At 67.5% G+C, this 24,110-nt stretch carries 18 protein-coding genes and 1 CRISPR repeat array; of the genes, 6 read left to right on the top strand and 12 right to left on the bottom strand.

All coding sequences use genetic code 11. The features are described 5' to 3' along the window. Nucleotide 1 precedes the first annotated feature (1 nt). Nucleotides 2–212: a CRISPR direct-repeat array (repeat unit 28 nt; unit sequence GGATCATCCCCGCTCGCGCGGGGTTTAC). Nucleotides 213–268: 56 nt separating this feature from the next. The 12 genes from cas2e to HMPREF9056_RS02000 all read right to left on the bottom strand — a co-directional run bounded on the left by cas2e (nt 269) and on the right by HMPREF9056_RS02000 (nt 16,424). Then, a complete protein-coding gene (gene cas2e / locus HMPREF9056_RS01945) occupies nt 269–661 on the bottom strand; it encodes a type I-E CRISPR-associated endoribonuclease Cas2e (protein WP_034513406.1) in 393 nt (130 codons plus the stop codon). Further along, a complete protein-coding gene (gene cas1e, locus HMPREF9056_RS01950; protein ID WP_009402300.1) occupies nt 655–1,593 on the bottom strand; it encodes a type I-E CRISPR-associated endonuclease Cas1e in 939 nt (312 codons plus the stop codon). The genes cas2e and cas1e overlap by 7 nt, the downstream gene beginning before the upstream one ends. 2 nt (nt 1,594–1,595) lie before the next feature. Next, a complete protein-coding gene (cas6e, locus tag HMPREF9056_RS01955; protein WP_009402301.1) occupies nt 1,596–2,282 on the bottom strand; it encodes a type I-E CRISPR-associated protein Cas6/Cse3/CasE in 687 nt (228 codons plus the stop codon). Beyond that, nucleotides 2,273–2,989 carry a type I-E CRISPR-associated protein Cas5/CasD gene (gene cas5e, locus HMPREF9056_RS01960; RefSeq protein WP_009402302.1) on the bottom strand — a complete coding sequence of 239 codons (717 nt, stop codon included), beginning with the start codon at nt 2,987–2,989 and terminating at the stop codon, nt 2,273–2,275. Before cas5e ends, cas6e begins: the two co-directional genes overlap by 10 nt. Then, nucleotides 2,989–4,116 carry a type I-E CRISPR-associated protein Cas7/Cse4/CasC gene (gene cas7e, locus HMPREF9056_RS01965; RefSeq protein WP_009402303.1) on the bottom strand — a complete coding sequence of 376 codons (1,128 nt, stop codon included), beginning with the start codon at nt 4,114–4,116 and terminating at the stop codon, nt 2,989–2,991. Before cas7e ends, cas5e begins: the two co-directional genes overlap by 1 nt. 2 nt (nt 4,117–4,118) lie before the next feature. Next, a complete protein-coding gene (gene casB, locus HMPREF9056_RS01970) occupies nt 4,119–4,847 on the bottom strand; it encodes a type I-E CRISPR-associated protein Cse2/CasB (RefSeq protein ID WP_034513409.1) in 729 nt (242 codons plus the stop codon). Then, complete coding sequence (gene casA / locus HMPREF9056_RS01975; protein ID WP_009402305.1) at nt 4,844–6,508, bottom strand: type I-E CRISPR-associated protein Cse1/CasA; 1,665 nt, start codon at nt 6,506–6,508, stop codon at nt 4,844–4,846. The genes casB and casA overlap by 4 nt, the downstream gene beginning before the upstream one ends. Continuing rightward, entirely contained in the window at nt 6,505–9,501 is a 2,997-nt protein-coding gene (gene cas3, locus HMPREF9056_RS01980; protein WP_367379058.1) for a CRISPR-associated helicase Cas3', read from the bottom strand. The genes casA and cas3 overlap by 4 nt, the downstream gene beginning before the upstream one ends. Before the next feature lie 374 nt (nt 9,502–9,875). After that, entirely contained in the window at nt 9,876–13,247 is a 3,372-nt protein-coding gene (gene ileS, locus HMPREF9056_RS01985) for an isoleucine--tRNA ligase (RefSeq protein ID WP_009402307.1), read from the bottom strand. 422 nt (nt 13,248–13,669) lie between these two features. Then, nucleotides 13,670–14,617, bottom strand: coding sequence for an aldo/keto reductase (locus HMPREF9056_RS01990; RefSeq protein WP_034513411.1), 948 nt, complete (start codon nt 14,615–14,617; stop codon nt 13,670–13,672). A 149-nt stretch (nt 14,618–14,766) separates the two neighbouring features. After that, nucleotides 14,767–15,501, bottom strand: coding sequence for a hypothetical protein (locus HMPREF9056_RS01995; RefSeq protein WP_009402310.1), 735 nt, complete (start codon nt 15,499–15,501; stop codon nt 14,767–14,769). A 140-nt stretch (nt 15,502–15,641) separates the two neighbouring features. Then, complete coding sequence (locus tag HMPREF9056_RS02000) at nt 15,642–16,424, bottom strand: SDR family oxidoreductase (RefSeq protein WP_009402311.1); 783 nt, start codon at nt 16,422–16,424, stop codon at nt 15,642–15,644. A 113-nt stretch (nt 16,425–16,537) separates the two neighbouring features. Between HMPREF9056_RS02000 and HMPREF9056_RS02005 the strand changes: the two genes are divergently transcribed. The 6 genes from HMPREF9056_RS02005 (at nt 16,538) to HMPREF9056_RS02030 (ending at nt 24,108) form a co-directional block, all read left to right on the top strand. Further along, complete coding sequence (locus HMPREF9056_RS02005; RefSeq protein ID WP_009402312.1) at nt 16,538–17,899, top strand: Na+/H+ antiporter family protein; 1,362 nt, start codon at nt 16,538–16,540, stop codon at nt 17,897–17,899. 111 nt (nt 17,900–18,010) lie between these two features. Beyond that, nucleotides 18,011–18,835, top strand: coding sequence for a pyrroline-5-carboxylate reductase (gene proC / locus HMPREF9056_RS02010; RefSeq protein ID WP_009402313.1), 825 nt, complete (start codon nt 18,011–18,013; stop codon nt 18,833–18,835). A 452-nt stretch (nt 18,836–19,287) separates the two neighbouring features. Then, on the top strand, nt 19,288–20,991 hold the full coding sequence (locus tag HMPREF9056_RS02015) for a nitrite/sulfite reductase (RefSeq protein ID WP_009402315.1): 1,704 nt from the start codon (nt 19,288–19,290) through the stop codon (nt 20,989–20,991). After that, a complete protein-coding gene (locus HMPREF9056_RS02020) occupies nt 20,988–21,746 on the top strand; it encodes a phosphoadenylyl-sulfate reductase (protein ID WP_009402316.1) in 759 nt (252 codons plus the stop codon). Before HMPREF9056_RS02015 ends, HMPREF9056_RS02020 begins: the two co-directional genes overlap by 4 nt. Beyond that, nucleotides 21,743–22,753, top strand: coding sequence for a sulfate adenylyltransferase subunit CysD (gene cysD / locus HMPREF9056_RS02025; protein ID WP_009402317.1), 1,011 nt, complete (start codon nt 21,743–21,745; stop codon nt 22,751–22,753). Before HMPREF9056_RS02020 ends, cysD begins: the two co-directional genes overlap by 4 nt. After that, a complete protein-coding gene (locus HMPREF9056_RS02030) occupies nt 22,753–24,108 on the top strand; it encodes a sulfate adenylyltransferase subunit 1 (protein WP_009402318.1) in 1,356 nt (451 codons plus the stop codon). The genes cysD and HMPREF9056_RS02030 overlap by 1 nt, the downstream gene beginning before the upstream one ends. Nucleotides 24,109–24,110 lie beyond the last annotated feature (2 nt).

The following is a 24,110-nucleotide window of genomic DNA, read 5'->3' on the forward strand; positions in this document are numbered from 1 at the left end:
CGGATCATCCCCGCTCGCGCGGGGTTTACTAGGCAGTACCGGGACATGCAGGCGACCGTGGAGGATCATCCCCGCTCGCGCGGGGTTTACGCGAAGCGCTTGCGGCCCTCGAAACCGGGGGCCGGATCATCCCCGCTCGCGCGGGGTTTACTCCCAGACACCCTGGATCCCAGGGATCAAGTTGGGATCATCCCCGCTCGCGCGGGGTTTACACTTGAGGATCCTTGGAATCCCAACGATGAGTCACCCTACCAGACCGCGTTTACCTTCACTGCTGACCTAGCGCTCGCTCCGCAGAGTTCCGATAGCGCCGCCGTCGCGCAGCGATCGACCAGGACTCCTTCGGAGGCCTGACGGCGCCGGGGATCGCCTGTGATCCCTCGATCTGCCGGTACGGGGTACGCATGACGAGGCACCCTTCGATATCGACCGGTTCACGCTCGTGCCCCAAAGAGGCGATCTCGAACCGCTGCTCGGATCGCACCGACCAGATCAGCAGTGCACGACCGTCCCCGATGTATGCGCGAACCAACTCCCACAGCTGCTCTCGTACTCGAGCTGAAACATGCCCGGCGAAGACCCCAGGAGAGACCTCCAACAACCAGCGAGTCATGGAGCCCCGCAACGAGGCAGGGGCGGCAGACAGAACTAGAACTACCATCCTCCCGCATCCTCTCCAGCGTAGTTCGATCCGCCGGCCACAGCACGCTGCTGGTAGTCCCACAAGGAGACGACGTTGACGCTCATATCCTCCAGATCATCAACCTCAAGCAGGCGGTAAATATCTTTGACCGTCCGCTCGATGACCCTGAGCTCGAAGACCTTGTCCCGAACACGCCGTCGCGTGGTCCCAGTGAGGTCATCCATCCCCTCGGAGACGACATCGAAGGCGATGGGAATCGTTGTTTCCGCCTTGTACAGGTCGGCGACGTCGTAGACGAAGGAGCGCTCGTGGCCCGTGTGAACGAAGCCGAGTCCCGGAGAGCACCCCAGGGAGACAATCACTCCGTGAACGACGCCGTACAGGGCTGCGTGCGCAGCTGAAAGCGCCTGGTTGATCGGATCCGATGCCTCGAAGTCATCAGGACGATAGTCGCGTCGGGTCCAGGGAACCCCAGTGCGCCTTGAGTTCTCGCGGTACACCTCGCGGACCCGAGTGCCTTCCCGGCCTCTGAGCTGCTGCATGGTGAGCCCATCGACATCTTCGCCGCTGAAGCGCATGCAGTACATCTCGCGCGCCACCCGCAGTCGTTTCTGGGGAGAGGAGACCCTGGCCGCTTGCTCCACCAGCAGGCGGGTGGATGTCGCCAGCGATCGGCCGTGCGCGTAGTAGCGCACGCCGCGTTCACCGACCCAGACCGCCGTCGTCCCGCACTCGCCCAGCAGGCTCATCGCCTGGTGACTGACCGACGTTCCCGGACCGAGGAAGACCGATATCAGAGAGGCAGCGGGGACGCGGATGGTGCCCTGGTCGTTGCGCGCGGTCAGGGCACCATCCTCCCGGTGCACCACGCAGTGCTCCAGGTAGAGAAAGGACATCCGGTCCTGGACACGGGGCAGCGCCGTCACCGGAACCGGCAGCATTCTGACCATTGTCAGTCCTGTCGCACCCGGGCGAGCGTCATGAGCCCACAGCCGTAGGCCTTGGACCGGCCGATCCCGGCGATGAGCGCGCGGCGCAGGGGCTCAGGATCAGTGACACGCAGAACGCCTTCGTAGACGGTGCGGTTGATGGTCACGCGGTCGTATCCTACACCCCCTGGTCTCCGCCGGTTGAAAACAGGACGCTCCCGGTACGCGACCAAGACGGCCTCCTCAGTCCCCTCACCATCAGCATGGTCCACGGGCATGAGCTCGAAGCCGAACCGTGGGACGCGGTCCATGAGCCACTGTCGCTGCTGTTCAACGGTCACGTGTCCGTAGCGCTGTCCGCGCGCTCCTGGGCCCCGAGAAGCCGAGTGGGACGGGTTCGCCGCGAGGCGGAAGGCCCACAGCTGCCCGGCATCCAGCGAGGCGAGGAATGGGGAGTAATCCAGGGTCCGCGCCTGGGTGCCGGCCGTCCCCGCCTCTGCGACGAGCTGAGAGCAGTCAGGTTCTAATGGCGACAGTATGTACAGGGCCGTTGTCATGCCTCGGTCGACCCGCCACAGGACGCGTCCAGGCCCGTTCCCGTCATGACCTCCGGTGGCGCTCATGACGACGGCGTGCATGGCCTGAGGCGACCCCAGATACTTGCGCGCAAGGCGGCGCTCCGGGGCCAGATCGATCTTCGTTAGGAACACTGGTTCGCCTCCTCCAGCACAAGCATGGGATCATGCGCGTCCGCTTTAGGCACACCGACCTGCACCATGAGCCGTTCAACCTGGCGGAAGTCGTAGTCGCGGCGTCGCGGATCGAAGGAAACCGGTACATCACGACTGCCGCGGGCCGAACCCCGCTCCCCTACGGGTACGGCCTCCTGGTCGAGCAGCAGCTCCGCGTCGAAGACACGGCTGCGATGCCGTTTCTGGAACCACGGTGAAGCGAGCCAGGGCTCGGTCCGAAGCACATCGAGCAGCGCCGCGTCCCGAAGGCCCAGGGACACGGGAGGCGTCGGCGGGCAGGAGCGCCTCCCGAGGTATAGCGGGAAAGCCGGATGGTGGAGCGCCTCGTCAATGCCCTCCAGGAGGGGACGATCACCTTCGATACCTGCGAGGAAGACGGCGTCGGCGAGGTAGTACCGGTTCGACAGAGGCATGGAGTCCTTGCCGTCAAGCGAGCGTGCCGTGTGGAAGTCCCTGATGACTCGACCGGGCTGGTCCTTGCGCACCCCGAACCGCAGGGACAAGAGGTCCTCGATCGGGTCTGTCCGGCGACGGCCGATTGCGGCCGACAGCATGCCGATGATGCCGCTCCTGGTCGGCGCGAGCTCGGTGGAGCGGACGGTGAAGCGAGATTTCACCCCCCAGGCCTGTAAAGGTCCTGCGAGTCGCAGGAGGAGGACGGTCATCAGGCTCGCTCCTCACGGCTCGCTCGGGGAGCCACAACCTGACGGACCCGGTCAGGTAGGTCGGCGAAGGACACGCGCTCACCAAACGAGGAGACGGCATCTGAGTCCTTGAGAGCGACGACGAAGCTGCTCAGCGGCGTCACCCCGTAGTTCTTCTCGATCGTCTCGGCGTACTGAGCGAGCGCCTCCACTGAACGGTCGACGTAACCGGTGCCGGAGGCCTCCGGCACCGGTTCCTCGAAGGCACCGACGAGGGAAACAGGTTGGTCGTCACGGATAGAAACAACGATGGTTTCCGGGAGGGTCCGGTTGGCGAACGTGTTCTGCTTCCCGGTGGGCATCGACAGGCAGAATCCCTTGATGAAGACCTCAAGCGCTCGCAGTGCCGCGTCGCCGTCCCCGAGGTTCTCGACCAGCATGTCAAGATTGACGGTGGCATAGCGGTACATGGTGGCCGAGGAGAACTCGACCGTGCCCATCATTCCGGCGCCGGCGTCCTCCTCCTCTGATCGGCTCTTCTCATCGTCGACGGCGGTGAAGAAGTCGTACTCGTTCTCAGCTGCGTGCGTGGAGATGGCATGGGCCACTTGGCAGGCGGCATCAACGTTGAGGTCGGTGTCATCGGCGACCATGCGTCCAAACAGTGCGATATCGACGGCGTGCGCCTCCTTGAAGATCTTCTTGACTGTTTTGGCGTCAAGCGCTTCACCGTCACGGGCTGAGGTAACAGCCAGCTCGGCCAGGCGCGCGATCTGGCTGGTGGACAGGAACAGGAGGTAGCCGGACTCCTGAGTCCCGTCTTTCTTGCCGCGCGGAGGTGAGAGCTTGATCTTGGCCGCCTTGAACACTCCCTCGGCGAGCGTGGTGGCGTTCTCCGCGAGCTCAGGTGCACCCTTCGCAATTGCCGCGGCCAGCACCTCGACGACTCGCTTCGTGCGTACGCCGACGTCATCGGCGTCCAACAGGTCATTGAAGTACAGACGCGTTGCTCGTTTCCAGGACTGGCTGGAGACCCGCAGACGGCGGACGCCGCCGTAAACAGCGGATTTGGGTGAGCCCGAGTCGTCTCGGTTGACGCAGGAGGGCGGAAGGTTCTGGATGATGTGAATATCGATGTAGGTGCTCATTGTCAGTTCTCCAGGGTTGGCGCGGTTATCGTTGAGTTGGTTGCAGATGCCGGGGTGACATCGTCGGAAGAGGCTGGGGATTCGGCAGATAGGAACTGGTACTCCCGTGACCAGGTCAGGCGAACCCTTCTGGCTCCGCCCGGTTGCTGGAAATGAAGGATGTCGTCTGCGAGCATGGCGTGATCCAAGGTGATGCTCCGGGCTCGGAGCATCGAGATGAAGCCCCGCAGGTGGTGGCGCAGCTCGGTGACGGTCGTCGAGGTGACCAGGGCGTTGAAGCGCGCCCGGGCCGAGGGGTTCTCGTCGTCCGGTGGACCGATCAGGCTGCGAGCGGCATAACCGAGCCCTCTTCCGTGCACGAACATGGGCTCGGTCCGTGACTGCTGGTGCACGGCATAGAGCGTCATGGCGGTATGGACGGCGGTCTCCTCCCAGGTAGGGGAGTCACCCGCATAATCGGGAACGTGGACGCTTGTGAGCTCCCAGATCTCGGGGAGCTCTCCGGGCGGCCTGTTCGCGCCCTTGCGCAGAGCGGCCAACTCGCCGCGTGCTCGAGCCTCATTGCGCCGATAGCGGGCCTGCAGGCCTTCCTGCCCTTTCGTTCCACCAATGCGCTGGTCGACGAGGCGGCCGGCGTTCTCCTCCAGCCGCGGACGGTAGCGCCGCTGGCGTGCTCCGGGCAGTACTGCTTCTGCAGGGGTGGCGTGTGTACTGGTATCCGACACAGTCATGCCGGTGTCCTTTCCTCATTCTTATTGTTCTCAGCGATACTGTCTTGCTGCACAGGTGCCGGTACGGCCACGTTTAGAGCACGGCGGAAGAAGAACAACGCCTTGCCGACGTCCATCCGTCCCTTCCCCTCTCCACGCCCGGCGAAGGCGGTATCAGGCACGGCGGATGCCAGCGCCTCCTGCTGCTCCCATGCCTCGGAGTGCAGCAGCCTGCGCCACTGGTCGCGCGCCCTGACCGGGTCCGCTTCGTCGAGGGAGGCGAGCCATCGGGGGAAACGCTCATCAATGACCTGGTAGAAGGATTCACTGGAGTGCTTGCGAGCAGCCGACGCCGTATCCGGGCTCCCACCGCGAGCACGGTCCAGGTTCCCGGCCAGGTTCCGCAGTGCGGAGGCGACCTGCTCCGTCTCCTCCATGGCGTCGTGCACAACGGCGAGCAGTCGCGTGTTCTCGGGGTCGAGTAGGCCGGCGGGCAGGGGGAGGACGTCGTCAACGAGCTCGGAGACAGTTGACTCGTTATTTCCGTACTCGATGCCGACGGCACGTAAAGGAATGAGACCACCTGCAGGCACGATTCTGCGGCGCATGAGCTCCTGATAGAAGGAGACGACACCGGGGGAACGGTATTGCGTCACTGTCCCTGCACCTTTAACCGTGACCTTCGGGCTCAACTGAGCCACAACGGTTGACAGCCCCCGCCAGAATGCCCGGTCTGTCGGCAACTTGCGCGGCATGTAGACGGGCGTTTTGAACTTCTTGGTCTGAGGTTCGGAGTAGCGCCATGCGGTCATCGGTTCCACCAGATACCGGTTCTGAGGTGTTGCCTTATCTCCATTTCCGAGGAAAAGACTGGTGACGCCCGCATCATCACCGTGCAGCAGCACGCGGCGCGTCTGCCACGTATAGCAGGAAACAGGTCCTGTAGGTTCCAGGTCGTGGGAACCCGCCGGACCGTCATTCTCGCGCTCCCACGGAGCAAGATCCTGCTCCGGATCGACGTCGACCAGATCAGGGAGGTTCTCGCAGACGGCAGTGTTGAGGAGCAGCGTCCGTTCCAGGCTTTCGCCCGTCACGGTCACGGTGCCGATCTGCCCTGTCCACCCAGGGCCGATTGGGTACCCCTTTCCTCTCTTGACCGAAGGGTCTCCGACGGCTCCGGAGCGGATACCGGACGGGTCGAAGGCATGAACGTGCACCAGCCATCTGGCTGCCTCCGCCCAGCCGATGGATTCCAATCCTCGAGCCATACGAGTCGTGAAGAAGGGGTTACCGTTGGGAACGTCCGCAATGAGGGACTCCAACCCCGAAGTCTTGCCTGATGCCGCATGGATGCCCGCAACCTGGAAGAAGGGACGGTCCGGGTCGCGCAGGTCGAAGCGCTCCCGGTAGCGCTCGAGATAGTCGATGACGTCCCGCCCCAGGTGCTCGGCCTCCCAGTACTCCCTCCAGGTGTCCAGGTCCTCCGGCCCATCCATGGCACGGTGGCAGATGGCCAGCAGCAGGCGCAGGATGGCCACGTCCTGGCTGGCGATCTCTCCGTGGATCCCGGCGATGTCCGTCGCCTCCCGGAACAGGGTGAGGAGGGAGACCTCATCGGGGGCTCCGTCGAGCCGGCTCACCCGGATCCAGGGCTCGTCGAGAAGATTGAAACGCTGCGTCATTCTGATTGGACCTCCTTGAGCCCGGTGGATGGGGAGTACTCGAGTACGGTGTCGGCCAGTTGCGCCCGGCCCTCCTCCAGAAGAAGGAACAACTGTCCTCGGAGCTGCGGATCGTCCTGCCACGCGGGTACGACGCATTTCTCCAGCTCATCGATGACCTGGTCAATCCGGTGCGGATTGCTCAGGCGCGGTGGCAACCTCACGGCGGACAGGGCCATGGCGCGGGCGATCTTCTTGTCCGGGGCGCGGTCTGTGGGGATCATGGCTCCTGGAGCCTCCGGTGCGGATGGCAGGGTGCGCAGCTCCTCCTGACCGCCCACCCGGCGCAGGTCCAGGAGGATGACCTCCAGGGAGTCCTCGCCGTCGCGGACCTGGGCGCGTCCGCTCTCCTCGTTGTCGGAAGCCGTCACGTGCAGCCAGCCAATCAGAGAGGCACTCTTCCCTCTCCGCTCGGGCTCATTCAGAAGAAACCCCTGAGCGGCCTCATGCTTCGCACGGTTGCTCGTCGCGCATGTCTCCCGAGCTCGGTCGACGGCCTCCTGCCACGACGGCGGCACTGGGGCATTGGGACCGTAGACGGCCTCGATGAGGTCGTGGACATCGTCGGGAACCGTGACGATGCCGGAGCCGTCGATCACCCGGTCCAGTGCGGCCGCGCTCATGAGCATGTCCTGCTCGCCGTAGATCGCCTTGGCCCCCGGTTCCAACGAGGGCTCGGGGAACGACGTCGACGGCAGCCAGTCGATGTAGCAGGCGGGCTCGGCAAGTCGGGGCGGCCGCCGCCGCTGGTGACGGTGCAGGCGTCCCATGCGTTGGAGAACCAGGTCGATGGGAGCGAGGTCAGTGACGAGCAGGTCGAAGTCGACGTCGAGGGACTGCTCGACGACCTGGGTGGCGACGACGATGGCTCTGTACGGGCGCTTTCCAGCCTTGCGCGGAGGACCGAAGCGGTTGAGAAGATCCCTGTCCTTGGCAAGCCTGTCGCCGATCGTGAACCGGGCGTGGTTGAGACTGACGTCCTCTCCGAAGTGCTCGCGCAGCCGCTCATAGGTCTCCTGGGCGCGCCGCACCGTATTGCGGACCACCAGCGCGCAGCCGCCGTCGACGAGGGCCTCCTCCAAGAGCGGGATCAGAGCATCCTTCGTGAGCCGTCTCATCCGGACTGTGCTGCGTCGTCCCGACGCCGTCGGGACAACCTCGGTGTGCTCCTCACTAGCAGTAACCAGGCAGGGGAAGGGAGTGTGCACGTTCTCAGGGGCGGGACGACGGCGGACGCGCTTTCCCGCTGCCAGGCGCAGGCCCCGTCGGTAGGCGTCGACCATGGCGGAGCAGCGAGCCTCGGACAGTGTGGCCGACAGGAGCACGACCGGCACCCCGTAGGCCGCGAGCCAGGTCAGGACCCGGTCCAGGTAGACGTTCATGTACGTGGAGTAGGAGTGCACCTCGTCGACGATGACGACCTTGCGGGACAGTCCCAGGTGTCGCATGGCCAGGTGCGGGGAACGCATTGCCCCGAACAGCAGGTGGTCCACGGTGGTGACGACGAAGTCCGACAGCATCGACTTCTTGCGCCCGTTGAACCAGGCCAGGATCGCCAGGTCGGCTCTGCGGCCGTCCTCGGAGTCTGCGGCACGGCCCGTTCGAGCCTCTTCCTCATCCCATCCGATCCCGATAGGGCGTGGGGTCTCGCCGGTCGAGTCGTTAAGCGATCCGAGGAGCCGGTCACGGATCTCGTAGCCGCGGCGTCGCAGAAGCTGCGCCTCCTTGTTGAGTCGAGAGCGTCCGTGCAGGAGCTGAGCTGCGAACTCCGACGGCGCCCCCTCGTCGGCGTAGGCCTCCTCAATGCTCTCCAGCCAGTCGAGCTCGCGGGAGAACATGGCATCCGTCGTCGCCTGGGTGGGGAGGGCGAAGAGGATTCCGGACCGGCGAGTGCGGGCAGCGAGCACCTCTGCGGCCATGAGGGCGGCCTCGGTCTTCCCTCCTCCCGTGGACTCCTGGACGATGAGCATGCCCGGCAGGCCCATAGAGCGGGCGGCCTGGAGTGTGCGCGCCTGGACGTCGGTGGCACGGGCACCGTCGGGCAGGTTGAAGCGACTGGTGAGCAGACAATCGGGGCCGGCGCCATCATCGTGAGGATGCCATGGCGCAGGGATCTCCAGACGCGACAGGCCGGTGGCCACGCGAAGCGCGTGGGACTCGGGGCTGAGCAGGCGCGCACCATCGTCCTCGAGTGACAGCAGCGGGAAATAGGCTTCGGTCGAGGCGATCCAGTCCGAGACGATGAGCAGTCCCGAGAGCTCCACGAGGAAGGGCTGAGACCACCTGCGCTGCCCCCAGTGAGGGAGAAGAGCCGCAGCGTCGGTGCGTCGTGTGACGAGCTCGAGGAGCTCGAGGCGGGTTATGCCCCAGGTCTCATCCTCTCCCAGGAGGTGCTCGTGCCCGTAGTAGTCGCTGGTGAGAGCCGCCGAGGTGGGCGGAATACCGTGGTGCGCCCCGACGACGGAGGCCAGAGCCTCGGCGGGCTCGAGATCCCAACCGTGCTCATCCATGAACCACTTCTCCAGGATCACGTGTCCAGCCAGGGCGTGCGGAACCTTGCGCCGCTCGAGAGGATCCACCGGTTCGTGGATCAGCCCTGCCTCCTTCATGCGGTCGTCAAGGGCCGGGACCTGCACAGAGAAGGCCGGGGTGCACTTGCCGATGTCGTGGACGCCGGCGATCCAGGATGTGAGCAGGCAGAGCTCCTCCACCGGGGGCAGTCCTGAATCGGAGCCCGCGAACTCGCGCTCGATGAGTTCGCGGATGGTGGGAGCCAACCAGCGTCTGGCGAGGTGCTCGGCCACTGCTGCGGCGTCAAGCAGATGCAGCCAGAGTGGGAGCCAGTGACGGCTCTCAGGGTCGTAGCCGAATTTGGCCCATACGGATCGGACTTGCGCCGAGAGCGTCACAGGGATCTTCTTCGTTGGAGGGTGAAGCCGAATGGACCTCGACACTGAGGTTCGTCCGCAGGGGAATTTGAAGTGTTTCAGCGGAAGCCGCGTGCTGTCGCACAGTAGTGACAGCCTACCCCTAAGACACTCGGATCATTCAATCAAAGGAGCATCGGGGGCCGAGTTTCCACGGATGATAGTAGCACGCACACCACTCGTCATAAAAACTGCGAAGCAGCGGACTACCTAACACTCAAGACCCTCGGTAGGCGATCGATAAAGCGGTTTTAACCGGTACGGTTAATTTTCTACCGCACTGTCGCTGGCGATGTATTTCGATGCACGTCAAGAATTCTGGTGACTAGACGTACAAGTGGGGCCGGCAACCCGATTCACTCGGGTTGCCGGCCCCACTCGTAGTCAGACTCGGGTCCCGATCAAGCCTCGCCCGTCTCCGCGGCCTTCTCGGTGACCTTCTCGACCGTGGCAGTGGGCTCCTTGACACCGGGGACGGCGACGAAGGACGCATCCACACAGCCGACCTCGCCCTTGACCAGGTCCAGGTGGGCGCCGGTCCAGGCGCCCTTGTCCTCGGGGACGGTCAGCTCCAGGCGGATACGGTCGCCCACGTGCAGGCCGGCGGCCTTGCGCTCGTCCTGGACCAGGCGCACCAGGTCGCGGGCCCAGCCCTCGGCCTCCAGGGCGTCGTCGAGGGCGGTGTCCAGGACCACGAAGGCTCCCGAGGGCAGCATGGTGGCCGCCAGGGAGTCGTCGTCCACCTCGATGCGGGTGGTCAGCGTGAAGGCGCTGTCCTCCGCCTCAAGGACCACGGGGGTGGCATCAAGCAGGACGTCGTCGAAGCGCACGTCTCCGTCCTCGGTGAGCTCCCACTCCCCCGCCTTGACGGCGGCGAAGAGTCGGGAGGTGAGCTTGCGGACCTCGGGGCTGAAGGCGCGCGGATTGAGCGTCAGGTCCGTCCTGGCCTCGTATCCGGCGGACTCGGCGTCCAGGACCCGCACCTCCTTGACGTTGACCTCCTCGGCGACGAGCTCCTTGAAAGGAGCCAGCCCGGCAGGGTCGGCCGTGGCGATGGTCAGGCTGCGCAGCGGCTGGCGCACACGCAGCTTCTCGGCCTTGCGCAGGCTCAGGGCCGCAGAGACCGCCGCACGGGCCTCGTCCATGGCGGTCACGAGCTCGGCGTTGGCGACGTGGTCGGGCAGAACCGGCCAGTCGGTCAGGTGCACGGAGCGCCCACCGGTCAGGCCCCGCCAGATCTCCTCACTGACCAGCGGCGCCAACGGCGCCATGACCTCGGTGAGCACCCGCAGCACCGTGGCCAGGGTGTCGAAGGCGGCCGTCTCGCCGTCGGTGAAGCGCTGACGCGAGGTGCGCAGGTACCAGTTGGTGAGTACGTCGAGGAAGTCACGGATCGTGGCACAGGCCCCGGTGATGTCGTAGCCGTCCATCTGGGCGGCCACGGTCTCGGCCAGGTCCTTGGTGCGGGCCAGGACGTAACGGTCCATGACGTGCAGGCCGCCCCGCTTGGCGAACAGGCCCGAATCGTCGAGATCGACGCCGTCGGTGACGTAGCCGGTCTCCCCCACCTGCCCCGCGTAGAGCGCGAAGAAGTACCAGGTGTTCCACAGTGGCAGCACCACCTGGCGGACGGTGTCGCGGATGGCCTTGTCGGTGACCACGAGGTTGCCGCCACGCATGACCGGTGCTGAGAGCAGGAACCAGCGCATGGCGTCGGCCCCGTCGCGGTCGAAGACCATGGAGACGTCCGGGTAGTTGCGCAGCGACTTGCTCATCTTCGCCCCGTCGTTGCCCAGGAGGATGCCGTGAGAGACGCAGGAGGTGAAGGCGGGACGGTCGAACAGGGCCGTGGCCAGCACGTGGAGGGTGTAGAACCAGCCGCGGGTCTGGCCGATGTACTCCACAATGAAGTCACCCGGGTAGTGCGACTCGAACCACTCGACGTTCTCGAAGGGGTAGTGCACCTGGGCGAAGGGCATCGACCCGGACTCGAACCAGCAGTCCAGGACGTCGGGGATGCGGCGCATCATCGACTTGCCAGTGGGGTCGTCGGGGTTGGGCCGCACAAGGGTATCGATGAAGGGCCGGTGCAGGTCGGTGACCTCGACGCCGAAGTCGCGCTCGAGCTCGGCGTAGGAGCCGTAGACGTCGGTGCGCGGGTAGTCGGGGTTGTCGCTGACCCACACCGGGATGGGGGCGCCCCAGAAACGGTTGCGCGAGATCGACCAGTCGCGCGCGTTCGCCAGCCACTTACCGAAGATGCCGTCCTTGATGTGACCGGGGTACCAGTCGATGTCCTGGTTGAGCTCGACCATGCGGTCGCGGATCGCCGAGACGCGCACGAACCAGGAGGAGACCGCCTTGTAGATGAGCGGCTTGCGGCAGCGCCAGCAGTGCGGGTAGGAGTGCACGTAGGAGGCCTGGCGCACCAGGACGGCGCGCCGGCTCTCATCGCGGCGGGTCAGGGGACCGGAGCCGTCGCGCAGGTCGGCGACGATGGGCTTGTTGGCCTCGAAGACCTGCAGCCCGGCGTAGTCGCGTATCTCCTCGGTCAGGCAACCGCCGTCGTCGACGGGGACAACGGTCTCGATGCCGGCCCCGGAGCAGGCGATCATGTCGTCCTCACCGAAGGCGGAGGCCATGTGGACCAGTCCGGTTCCGTCGGAGGTGGTGACGAAGTCGGCGGCGATGATCGTCCAGGCGTTCGGTCCGGGCGCGGCGCCCTCGGCCCGGTGGGCATCGTCGTCGAAGTAGTCGAAGATCGGGTGGTAGCGCCGCCCCACCAGGTCCGCCCCTGTGTAGGTGGCCAGCTCCTGCGGCTCCTCGCCGAGCTCGCGGACATAGGAGCCCAAGAGGTCACGCGCCATGACGACGTCCTGGCCGGCGACCGGCGAGTCGAGGTCCTCATCGACGTGGACGGTCACGTACTCGACGTCGGGCCCCACGGCGATGGCCACGTTGGAGGGCAACGTCCAGGGCGTGGTGGTCCAGATGAGGACCAGCTCGGGGCGCTCGGCGCCCTGGCGCAGAGGCTCCTCCAGGCGCAGGCCCACTGTGACCGTGTTGTCCTGGCGGTCCTGGTAGACGTCGTCGTCCATCTTGAGCTCGTGGTTGCTCAAGGGGGTGCGGTCGTGCCAGCAGTAGGGCAGGACGCGGTAGCCCTGGTAGGCCAGTCCCTTGTCCCACAGCTGCTTGAAGGCCCACAGAACCGACTCCATGTAGTCCGGGTCGAGGGTCTTGTAGTCGTTGTCGAAGTCGACCCAGCGGGCCTGGCGGGTGACGTAGTCCTCCCACTCCTTGGTGTAGCGCAGGACGGAGGTGCGGCACTCCTCGTTGAACTTCTCGATGCCGATGCCGCCGGGGCGGGTGATCTCGGTGACGTCGTCGATGCCGAGCAGGCGCTGGGCCTCGAGCTCGGCGGGCAGGCCGTGGGTGTCCCAGCCGAAGCGGCGCTCGACACGCTTGCCGCGCTGGGTCTGGTAGCGCCCGACGGCGTCCTTGACGTATCCGGTCAGCAGGTGGCCGTAGTGGGGCAGGCCGTTGGCGAAGGGCGGGCCGTCGTAGAAGACGAACTCGTCGCAGGGCTCGCCGCGGTTGTCGATGGAGGCCTGGAAGGTGCCGTCGGCCTTCCAGTAGGCCAGGACCTCCTCCTCAATGGCGGGGAAGGAGGGCGAGGGGTCGATCCGCTCCCCCGGCCGGTGCAGGGGGTAGAAGGCGGCGCCGGTCGGCTCGCTGCCGCCGGCGGTGGTGCTGTCAGCCATCTTCTCAACCATCGCGGTGTGCTCTCGTCTCACTCGTTCCTGCCGCCCCGGGCGGGTGCCCGGGACCTGACGAGGACGACGACGGCTCCCGGCCGGGACTGGCGTCCGGCTGGCGCCGCACCGCGGTACCACCTCGCTTGCCGTGCCGCGCGCCCCGACCGGGACGACCTGCACGACCGCTTCGTTTCCAGCTGTGACGGGCTGTCCCGTCCGGTTCTACTGAGGGCCGGCGACGGCGCAGGTGCGCCGGCTGGTCCGGTTCTTCCGGAGGCTCACCGGTGATGGCCGGGTCGACGCCTTTGCTCCGGGGAGTGTAGTGGGCGGTGCACCACCGGGGCCAGTTCGCGCCAGGCCTCAACGGCGTCGTCCTCCCCACACCCGGCGGTGGAATAGACGCCCGTGGCCGGGCAGTGATCCGCTCGGTCCCACCCGATCTAGCCGACTGTGTTGAGCTCCTCGAGGGCCTCCTCGGGGAGGGTGAAGCGGGTGGCCTCGACCGCCTCAGCGAGCTGGGCGACGCTGCTGACGCCCACGATCGGGGTGATGGCCGGCTGTTGAGCGTTGAGGAGGGCCAGGACGATCTGACTCGGTTTCATGGCCAGCCTGTCCGCCCACTCTCGCAGCACCGCCAGCCGGCCGTGGGTTCCCGGGTGCTCGTAGGCCTTGGGAAGCGGACGCTCCGGGTGCTCGTAGGCGCCGGTGAGCAGCGGCGTGTAGGCCCACAGGTCCAGCCCGCAGCGTTCGGCGAGGTCCTTGCTCTCGATGGTCATCATCCCGTGGGGGTGGTCCTCGCCCTCCACCTGGACGTCGGGCCTGGGGTGAAGATAGGACTCCCGCAACTGGAGAGCACTGAAGCGGGCCGCGCTCCGCTGCTGTGCGTGGACGTTGGCCGCTGCGGCGTACCAGGTCGGGTGGTTGGACAGGCCGATCCGTGTGGCCAGCCCTTGATCCACCAGCTCACCGAAGGTCTCGGCAACATCCGAGACCGGCTGCTCTCGGTCCTCCATATGGGCCCAGTACAGATCAACGCTCTCCGTCTGCAGCCGCTGCAGGCTGTCCCGGATGGCCCGGTTGACGGTGTCCTTGCCGAGGCCTTCCACGGCGTCCGGGAAGCCATGGGGACGGGTCGGCTCCGCACCCACCTTGGTACTGAGTCGTACCTGGTCACGTGCCCCGCGGTCGGCGAGCCACTGGCCGATGACGGTCTCGCTCTGGCCACCGAGACCGGTTTCGGAGCCCCAGAACGCGTAGCAGTTGGCGGTGTCGATCCACACTCCGCCGAGATCCAGGTAGGCGTCGAGGATCTCCCGGGACTGGGCCGTGGGCAGGCGGGTTCCGAAGTGCATGGTGCCCAGCGCCATTCGAGGGTGTGCGTCAGCCATCGAGGTACTCCCTTCGTGCTCCATCACGATGAGCGGTGTGAGACGTACCAGCGACCGTAGCCGAGCCCGCAGTTCTCAACAAGATCGTCAGGGGCAACGCGGCCGCCATTGCCCCTGAGGAGAATGTTGTGCTCCCGGTAGCGGCGCCCTCAGCCCTCCGAGCTCTCGGTGGCGTCCTGCTGCTGGAGGACACCCGAGGAGCCCGAGCCTCCCTGCTGGCTGCCCTCGCCTGAGCCGGAGCCACCGGGCGCATCGCCGTTGGGCGTGGTCCGGCCGGCACCTCTGGATCCTCCTCCCGTACCGCCCTGGCCGTTCTGACCGCCGGGGCCGGCACCGGGCATCTGTCCACCAGGACCACCCTGGCCTCCGGGACCTCCTTGCCCACCGGGTCCGCCCGGGCCGCCACCGGGCACGCCGCCCTGCCCGTTGCCGGAGTCCTGCTGAGCGCGGCTGCCGGTACCGTCACGGCTGTCACTGCTGAGCAGCTCTTTGGTCCCCCAACCGGCCGCGAACGAGCCCGCCAGCAGCGCCACCCCGGCTGCACCCACGACGATGTGCCGGCGGTACCAGGGCCCGCGCACCTTAGTCCGAGCCTTCTTGGCGGCCGACGACGAAGATGCGACAACACCGATGGTCGCGGCGTTCTGAGCATCCGGTGACACCCACGCCCCTCCCAGCTTCGTCTCAGCAGTGCTGCTGCCGGCAGCCGCTGCCCGAGCAGCACCTGCCGAGGCGTCTGCAGCCGTGTCACCGGAACGATCCACAGGGAAGTGCGCGGATGCGTCAGCGGCAGCATCGGTGCTCCGGATGGGGAGGCTCTCCGTGGCCGCGTCGCGACGGGATCCCTCGGAGTCGTCACCGACGGAGGAGGAGTGCTTGCTCATGGATATCCTTTCGGTCTGGTTCCCGGCCCGACCGGGACTGGGACACGACCTTAGGAATCCCTACTGTGCTCGCGACAGGTCAGACCTGTGAGCCACCTATGTCCGGCGGCGTCCGACCGGCAGCCGACGCACCGCCTCCCTTACTGCACACGGGCAACGAGTGTGTTGGAGGCCTGGGCCCGCGGCCGCACCACCATGGAGTCGATGTTGACGTGGGCGGGCAGCTCCAGCGTCCAGGCGATGCAGGCGGCGACGTCGTCGGCGCTCAGCGGCTCGGCGACGCCGGCGTAGACCTTCGCGGCCGCCTCCGCGTCCCCGTGGAGACGGTTGAGGGAGAACTCCTCAGTGGACACCATGCCGGGCGCGATCTCGATGACGCGCACCGGCTCGCCCACCAGCTCCAGGCGCAGGGTGTTGGCGATGATCCGCTCGGCGTGCTTGGCCGCCACGTAGCCGCCGCCACCGGGGTAGGTGTCGTGGGCGGCGGTGGAGGTGAGGAATACCAGGTCCCCGCCCCGCTCACGCATACCGGGGAGGAAGGCCTGGCTCACGCGCAGCGCCGCGAGCACGTTGCGCTCGTACATCGTGGCCCACTCCTGAGCCTTCCCCTCGGCGACCGGGTCGACTCCCAGGGCGCCGCCGGCGTTGTTGACGACGGCGTCCACGGGGCCGCCCGCAAGCGCCTCGTGGGCCAGTCGCTCGACGTCGTCCGGCTCCTGGAGGTCTGCGGCCACCCAGGTGCAGCCGGTCTCGGCGGCCAGGGCCTCGAGCCGCTCCACCCGCCGCGCGGTGGCGATAACCTCCCAGCCGTGGCTGCGCAGCAGCCGGACGGTGGCGGCGCCGATGCCGGTGGAGGCCCCGGTGACCAGAGCACGGCGGGAAGACGGGAGGCTGTTGGTGAGGTCGTGGTGGTTCTCGCTCATTGTTCCACGATACGTCCCCGTCACGCCGGCCTGGCACAATCGGCCCCGGTTCGGTGGGGCCTGCCCGGCTCCGGCCGAACTGCACAACCCGGTACCCCATCGGAAGGCCCCTAGTGAACGCCGTCATCCTCGCCGTCCTGGTCATGCTCGTCCTGGCGATGCTGCGCGTCCATGTGGTGCTCTCACTGTTCGTTGGCGCGCTCGTGGGCGGCCTGACCGCCGGCCTGGGCATCAGCGAGACCATGGTGGCCTTCCAGGACGGTCTGGCTGACGGCGCCAAGATCGCCCTGTCCTACGCCCTGCTGGGGGCCTTCGCCATGGCGGTCGCGCACTCGGGCCTGCCCCAGCTGCTGGCGAACTGGCTCATCGCCAGGATCGAGACCGAGGACGAGTCCGCCTCCCGCAAGGCCATTCGCATGACGACCATGCTGGTGCTGGGCGGTCTGACCGTCATGGCGATCATGAGCCAGAACCTCATCCCGGTCCACATCGCCTTCATCCCGCTGGTGGTCCCGCCGCTGCTCATCGTCATGAGTCGCCTGCAGCTGGACCGCCGCGCAGTGGCCTGCGCCATCACCTTCGGCCTGGTGACCACCTACATGTTCCTGCCCTTGGGCTTCGGGCGGGTCTTCCTCCACGACATCCTCTATGCCAACATCAAGGACGCGGGCTTGGACGTCTCCCACGTCTCAGCCACCCAGGCCATGGGGATCCCGGCGCTGGGCATGATCGTGGGCCTGCTCATCGCCGTATTCGTCACCTACCGCAAGCCCCGCACCTACCGGATCGACACCGGCAGCGACTCGGGCGAGGAGATCTCCGGCCCGGTCGAGGTGGACCGCCGCAAGGTGGCGATCGCACTGGTCGCCGTCGTCGCCTGCTTCGCGGTGCAGACCTTCCTGACCTGGACGGAGTCCAAGGCCGATCCACTCCTGGTCGGGGCGCTCCTTGGCCTCCTGTTGTTCATGGCCACCCGGGTCGTCACCATCGCCGAGGCCGACGACGTCTTCACCGGAGGTATGCGGATGATGGCTCTCATCGGGCTCATCATGATCACGGCGCAGGGCTTCGCCGCTGTCCTGAAGGAGACCAAGCAGATCGAGCCGCTAGTGAAGTCGGCGACCTCCCTGTTCGCCGGGTCCAAGCCCGCCGCAGCCTTCGTCATGCTGCTCGTGGGCCTCATCGTGACGATGGGGATCGGCTCATCCTTCTCCACCCTGCCGATCATCTCGGCGATCTACGTACCACTGTGCCTGTCACTGGGCTTCTCACCGGTGGCCACGGTCTCCCTCATCGGGACCGCCGGAGCGCTGGGGGACGCCGGCTCACCTGCGTCGGACTCCACACTGGGCCCCACGGCCGGGCTCAACGCGGACGGTCAGCACGACCACATGCGCGACTCGGTCATCCCGACCTTCCTGCACTTCAACATCCCGCTGCTCATCGCCGGGTGGATCGCTGCCATGGTGCTCTGAGGCCCCGGGGGCATCGCGCCACGAACCAACCGACTCCCCGGAAGTCGTTTCGCCCGTTGCACCGGCGCGGTACCGTGTTGGCCTCACATCGCAGACGAGCAGGAGGCCCTCATGCGGATCGGTTTCATCGGTGCCGGTAACATGGTCAGTGCGATCGTGCGAGGGGCGGTGGCCGCGGGAACACCCGCCGGGCACCTCCTGCTCACCAGCAAGCACGGTTCCGCCGAGCGCCTGGCGGCCCAGGTGGGGGCCGTCCACGTGCCCGACGCCGCCGACCTGGTCTCACGCAGTGACATCCTCATCCTGGGGGTCAAGCCCTACGTCATCCCCAGCGTGCTCACCGGGCTCTCCGAGGCCATCGGCCGCAGCAAGCCTCTGGTGGTCTCCATCGCAGCCGGCCTGACGCTGGAGCGCCTCGAGTCGATGCTGCCCGAGGGTACCCGGGTGGTGCGCACGATGCCGAACATGGCAGCGGCGGTGGGCGAGTCCATGACGGCACTGGCCCCGGGGAGCAGCACCGGCGCCCACGACCTGGAGACGGTGCGCACCCTCATGGAGACGATCGGACGGACCGTCATCCTGGAGGAGAAGGACTTCTCCGCCTTCATCGGCCTGGCGGGGTCCTCCCCCGCCCTGGTGTGCGCCTTCGTCGACGCTTTGGCCCGCGCCGGCGTCATGGGCGGCCTCCCCAAGGCCCTGGCCGTCCAGATCGTGGCCCAGGCCGTCCTGGGGACTGCCCGAACCGTGCAGACCGAGGCCCAGCGCACCGCCGAGGGCGGGCACGGGCGCACCCCGGCCGACCTCATCGACGCGGTCTGCTCCCCCGGCGGCACGTCGGTGGCCGGCATGGTGGCCCTGGAGCGCGCCGGTTTCTCCGACGCCGTCATACGCGCTTTCGAGGCCATCGTCGAACGGGACCGTGAGCTGGGCGCATAGCCGCGAGCGCGCTCAGGCACCCACTCGGCACCCACTCGCCAGCAGGGGTGCGTGTCACGCCGAGCAACCTTTTTCATTGTTCTACAAGGAAAAGGTCACCTTGACGACGACGGCGTGAGCGGCAGCACATATCTTCACTACTTGCCGTCACTTACCTACCCCGCTACGGTTTTCGCCATGACCTTCTCTCACGCAGCTCTTTTCAGCGGTGTTTATCCCGCTGAAATTCTGCGTGCTCACGCGGTCATGTGTTGTCGGGCCTGACCAGCGCCTGACACCACGGGGACTTCACCCCCGCAACGAGGTATCCGGCGCAACGAAGCGTCCGGAAGGCCCCGTTGAAGCGGCTGACGCCAACCGAACGGCTCTACAGGCTCTGTACGCAGCAGCACCCCAGGCCGGCCCCGGACGCTCCTCATGTGCCAATGACACGTCACCGTCATGGAGGAGCAATGACCACCACCGTCACGCCACCTGCCCGCACCGTGCGCCCACCGCGCAAGGCCCGGTCGAACGGCCAGTGGGCCCTCGACGGGCGCAATCCGCTCAATGACAACGAGGCCTTCAAGCAGGACGGTTCCCCGCTGGCGGTACGCGAACGGATCGTGAACATCTACGGCCCCGGCGGCTACGAGACCATCGCACCCGACGACCTCAACGGCCGTTTCCGCTGGTGGGGTCTGTACACCCAGCGCAAGCAGGGTATCGACGGGGGCCGCACCGCCCAGCTGGACGCCTCCGAGCTCTCCGACCGCTATTTCCTGCAGCGGGTGCGCCTGGACGGCGGGAGCCTGAGCCGTGAGCAGCTGCGTGTGCTGGGTTCGGTCTCCAACGACTTCGCCCGCGGCACGGCGGACATCACCGACAGGCAGAACATCCAGCTCCACTGGGTCGAGATTGACAACGTGCCCGAGCTGTGGCGCAGCCTGGAGTCGGTGGGTCTGACCACGATCGAGGGCTGCGGGGACACGCCTCGAGGGTTCCTGGTCTCCCCGGTGGCCGGCATCGCCAAGGACGAGGTCATCGATCCGACCCCGCTGGCCGAGGCCATCAAGGCCACCTACCTCGGCGACCCCGAGCTGGCCAACCTGCCCCGCAAGTTCAAGACCGCCATCACCGGCTCCCCCAGCCTCGACATCCTCCACGAGATCAACGACATCTCCTTCGTCGGCGTCAACCACCCCGAGCTTGGTCCCGGCTATGACCTGTGGGTGGCCGGCGCCCTGTCCACCGCCCCACGTCTGGGTCAGCGGCTGGGGGCCTTCGTCACGCCTGAGGACGCCCTGGACGTCTGGTACGGCGTCATCCGCATCTTCCGCGACTACGGCTACCGTCGCCTGCGCAACAAGGCCCGGCTGAAGTTCCTCATGGCCGAGTGGGGGCCGGAGAAGTTCCGCCAGGTCCTCCAGGACGACTACCTGGGGCGCGCCCTACCCGACGGGCCGGCCCCCGAGGAGCCGAGCGGGGACTCCGACCACATCGGCGTCCACGAGCAGAAGGACGGCCGCTTCTGGGTGGGGGCCAAGCCGCCGGTCGGCCGGTTGAGCGGGGACGTCCTGCTGGGCCTGGCAGACCTGGCCGAGCAGGTCGGCTCGGACCGGGTGCGCACCACCCCGCTGCAGAACCTGCTGCTCCTGGACGTGCCGGCTGACAGGGTCGACGACGCCGTCGCCGGCCTGCAGGAGCTGGGGCTCGATCCCGACCCGGGCGCTTTCACCCGCTCGACCCTGGCCTGCACCGGGCTGGAGTTCTGCAAGTTCGCGATCGTGGAGACCAAGAAGCTGGCGGCGCGGGTCTCGGCCGAGCTCGACGCGCGTCTGGCTGACACCGACCTGGAGCGGCGCATCACCCTGACCGTCAACGGCTGCCCGAACTCCTGCGCCCGCATCCAGATCGCGGATATCGGCCTCAAGGGCCAGATCATCACGGTCGACGGTGAGCAGATGCCCGGCTTCCAGGTGCACCTGGGCGGTGGCCTGGCCGCCGACGGACGCGCCGAGGCCGGCCTGGGCCGCACGGTGCGCGGGCTCAAGGTCCCCGCCTCCGGCCTGACCGACTACGTCGAGCGCCTGGTGCGCCGCTACCTGGACCAGCGCCTCCCCGAGGAGAGCTTCGCCCAGTGGGCGCACCGAGCCGAGGAGGAGGACCTCGCATGAGCCTGGCAGCAACCGCCGCGTCGTCCGGCGTCCCGCACCGGACGGAGACGACCCCCCGACTGCGCCCCAAGGAGGAGCTGCGCGAGCTGGCCGAGGCCGGGACTCGCGAGCTCGGTGACGACGCCGAGGCCCTCGACGTCGCCCAGTGGGCGGCCCAGAACTTCCCCAGCACACTCGCCGTGGCCTGCTCCATGGCCGACGCCGTCCTGCCGCACGTGGTCTCCCGGGTCCTGCCCGGCGTCGACGTCCTCTTCCTGGACACCGGGTACCACTTCGCGGAGACCATGGGTACCCGTGACGCGGTGGCCGCCACCATGGACGTCACCGTCGTCGACGTGGCTCCTGAGCTGACCGTGGCCGAGCAGGACGCACGCTACGGACCGGACCTGTGGTCACGAGACCCGGCCGCATGCTGCCGTCTGCGCAAGGTCGAGCCGCTGGCCCGGGCCCTGAGCGGCTACGAGGCGTGGGCCACCGGGGTGCGGCGCGAGGACGCACCCACCCGCACCCGCACGCCCCTGATCGGCTGGGACGCCACCCACGAGATCGTCAAGATCAACCCCCTGGCCGCCTGGACCATGGAGGAACTGACCGACTACGCCGAACAGCACGGGGTGCTCATCAACCCCCTCCTGTACGACGGCTATCCCTCGATCGGCTGCGCCCCATGCACGGCACGAGTCATGCCCGGAGACGACCCCCGTTCCGGCCGCTGGGCCGGATTCACCAAGACAGAATGCGGAATCCACCTATGAGCATCACCCTGACCCTCACCCAATCGGCCCCGATCTCCTCCCCCGACCCTGCTCAGGCGCCGGGCCTCGAACCGGTCGGTCTCACTGACCTTTCCGGGGCCGCCACGGCCACCGAGGCCCTGGACATCCTCGATGTCCTGGAGGCCGAGGCCATCCTCGTCATCAGGGAGATCGCCGCCGAGTGCCGCCGCCCGGTACTGCTGTTCTCCGGGGGCAAGGACTCCGTGGTCATGCTGCACCTGGCGCGCAAGGCCTTCTGGCCCGCTCCGATCCCCTTCCCGGTCCTGCACGTGGACACCGGTCATAACTTCCCCGAGGTGCTGGCCTACCGCGACCAGACGGTCGAGGACCTCGGACTGCGGCTGGTGGTGGCCCGGGTCCAGGACTACATCGACGACGGTCGTCTGCGCGAGCGCACCGACGGCACCCGCAACCCGCTCCAGACGATCCCACTCCTCGACGCCATCGAGGAGGGCGGCTTCGACGGCGTCTTCGGCGGCGGGCGCCGCGACGAGGAGAAGGCCCGCGCCAAGGAGCGCATCGTCTCCTTGCGCGACGAGTTCGGCCAGTGGGACCCGCGCAACCAGCGCCCCGAGCTGTGGAACCTTCTCAACCCCCGCCACCGCCCCGGCGAGCACGTGCGGGTCTTCCCGTTGAGCAACTGGACCGAGCTGGACGTGTGGCGCTACATCGAGCGCGAGGACATCGAGCTGCCCGGCCTCTACTACGCCCACGAGCGCGAGGTGTTCCTGCGCGACGGCATGTGGCTGGCCGCCGGCGGCGTCAACCGGCTGCGCGACGGCGAGGAGGTGGTCACCCGCACCGTGCGCTACCGCACCGTGGGCGACATGTCCTGCACGGGCGCCGTCGAGTCCGGGGCCGCCACCAACCACGACATCGTCCTGGAGGTCGCCGCCTCCACCCTGACCGAGCGGGGAGCCACCCGCGCCGATGACCGTCTCAGCGAGGCGGCCATGGAGGACCGCAAGAAGGAGGGCTACTTCTGATGAGCACCCCCACCCTCACCGATATCCCCGCCGAGGCGGAGGCGCGCGCCGCCACCGGTTCGCTGCTGCGCCTGGCCACGGCCGGCAGCGTCGACGACGGCAAGTCCACGCTCGTGGGTCGCCTGCTGTTCGACTCCAAGTCCGTGCTGCGCGACCAGCTGGCCGCCGTCGAGCAGGTCAGCCTGGACCGAGGCCTGACCAGCGCGGACCTCGCGCTGCTGACCGACGGGCTGCGGGCCGAGCGCGAGCAGGGCATCACGATCGACGTCGCCTACCGCTACTTCGCCACCCCGAGGCGCTCCTTCATCCTGGCCGACTGCCCCGGGCACGTGCAGTACACCCGCAACACAGTCACCGGCTGCTCCACGGCCGACGTCGTCGTGCTGCTGGTGGACGCCCGCAACGGGGTCCTGGAGCAGACGCGCCGTCACCTGGCGGTCGCCGCGCTCCTACGGGTCCCGCACGTCGTCATCGCGGTCAACAAGATCGACCTGGTGGACTTCTCCGCCGAGGTCTACGCAGGTATCGAGGCCGACATCCGCGCCGTGGCCGCAGAGCTGGGCGTGGCCGCGATCCACGTTCTGCCGACCTCCGCGCTCCTGGGCGACAACATCGTCGAGGCCTCGGCCAGCACGCCCTTCTACGAGGGGCCGACCCTGCTGGGGCTCCTGGAGTCCCTGCCCACCGCCCGCGACGAGGGCGCCTTCCGCCTGCCGGTCCAGCTGGTCATCCGTCCCCAGGGCGCCGCTCCGACTCCGGAGCTGCGCGACTACCGGGGTTACGCCGGGCAGATCGCCTCGGGCACGGTGCGCGTCGGCGACCCCATCGTGGTTCTGCCCTCGGGCAGGCGCTCACGCGTGGCCGGCATCGACCTGGGCGAGCGCAACCTGGAGGAGGCCGTTGAGGGCCAGTCCGTCACGGTTCGTCTGGCCGACGACGTCGACGTAGCCCGCGGCGACACCCTGGCCGCGGCGGACGATGCGCCCCAGGTGCTCACCGAGGTCGAGGCCCGCGTGTCCTGGCTGAGCGAGGAGCCCCTGCGCCCCCGGGCGCGGGTGCTGCTCAAGCACGGCGCCCAGACGGTCCAGGCGATTGTGCGCACCATCGAGGGCCGCCTCGACCTGGACGACCTGACCACGGTGCAGGCGGACGCCCTTGAGCTCAACGACATCGGCCTGGTGCAGTTGCGCCTGGCCTCCCCGGTGCCGTTGGCCGACTACTCGGTCTCCCGGTCCGACGGCGCCTTCCTCCTCATCGACGCCCATGAGGGCGGCACACTCGGGGCGGGCATGGTGCAGCTGGCGAGCACAGGCAGCAGCGAACCGGCTGCGGCCGTCTCCTCCGGCAGGGGCTGAGG

This window comes from Actinomyces sp. oral taxon 170 str. F0386 (genome assembly GCF_000195595.1).
GTDB lineage: Bacteria > Actinomycetota > Actinomycetes > Actinomycetales > Actinomycetaceae > Actinomyces.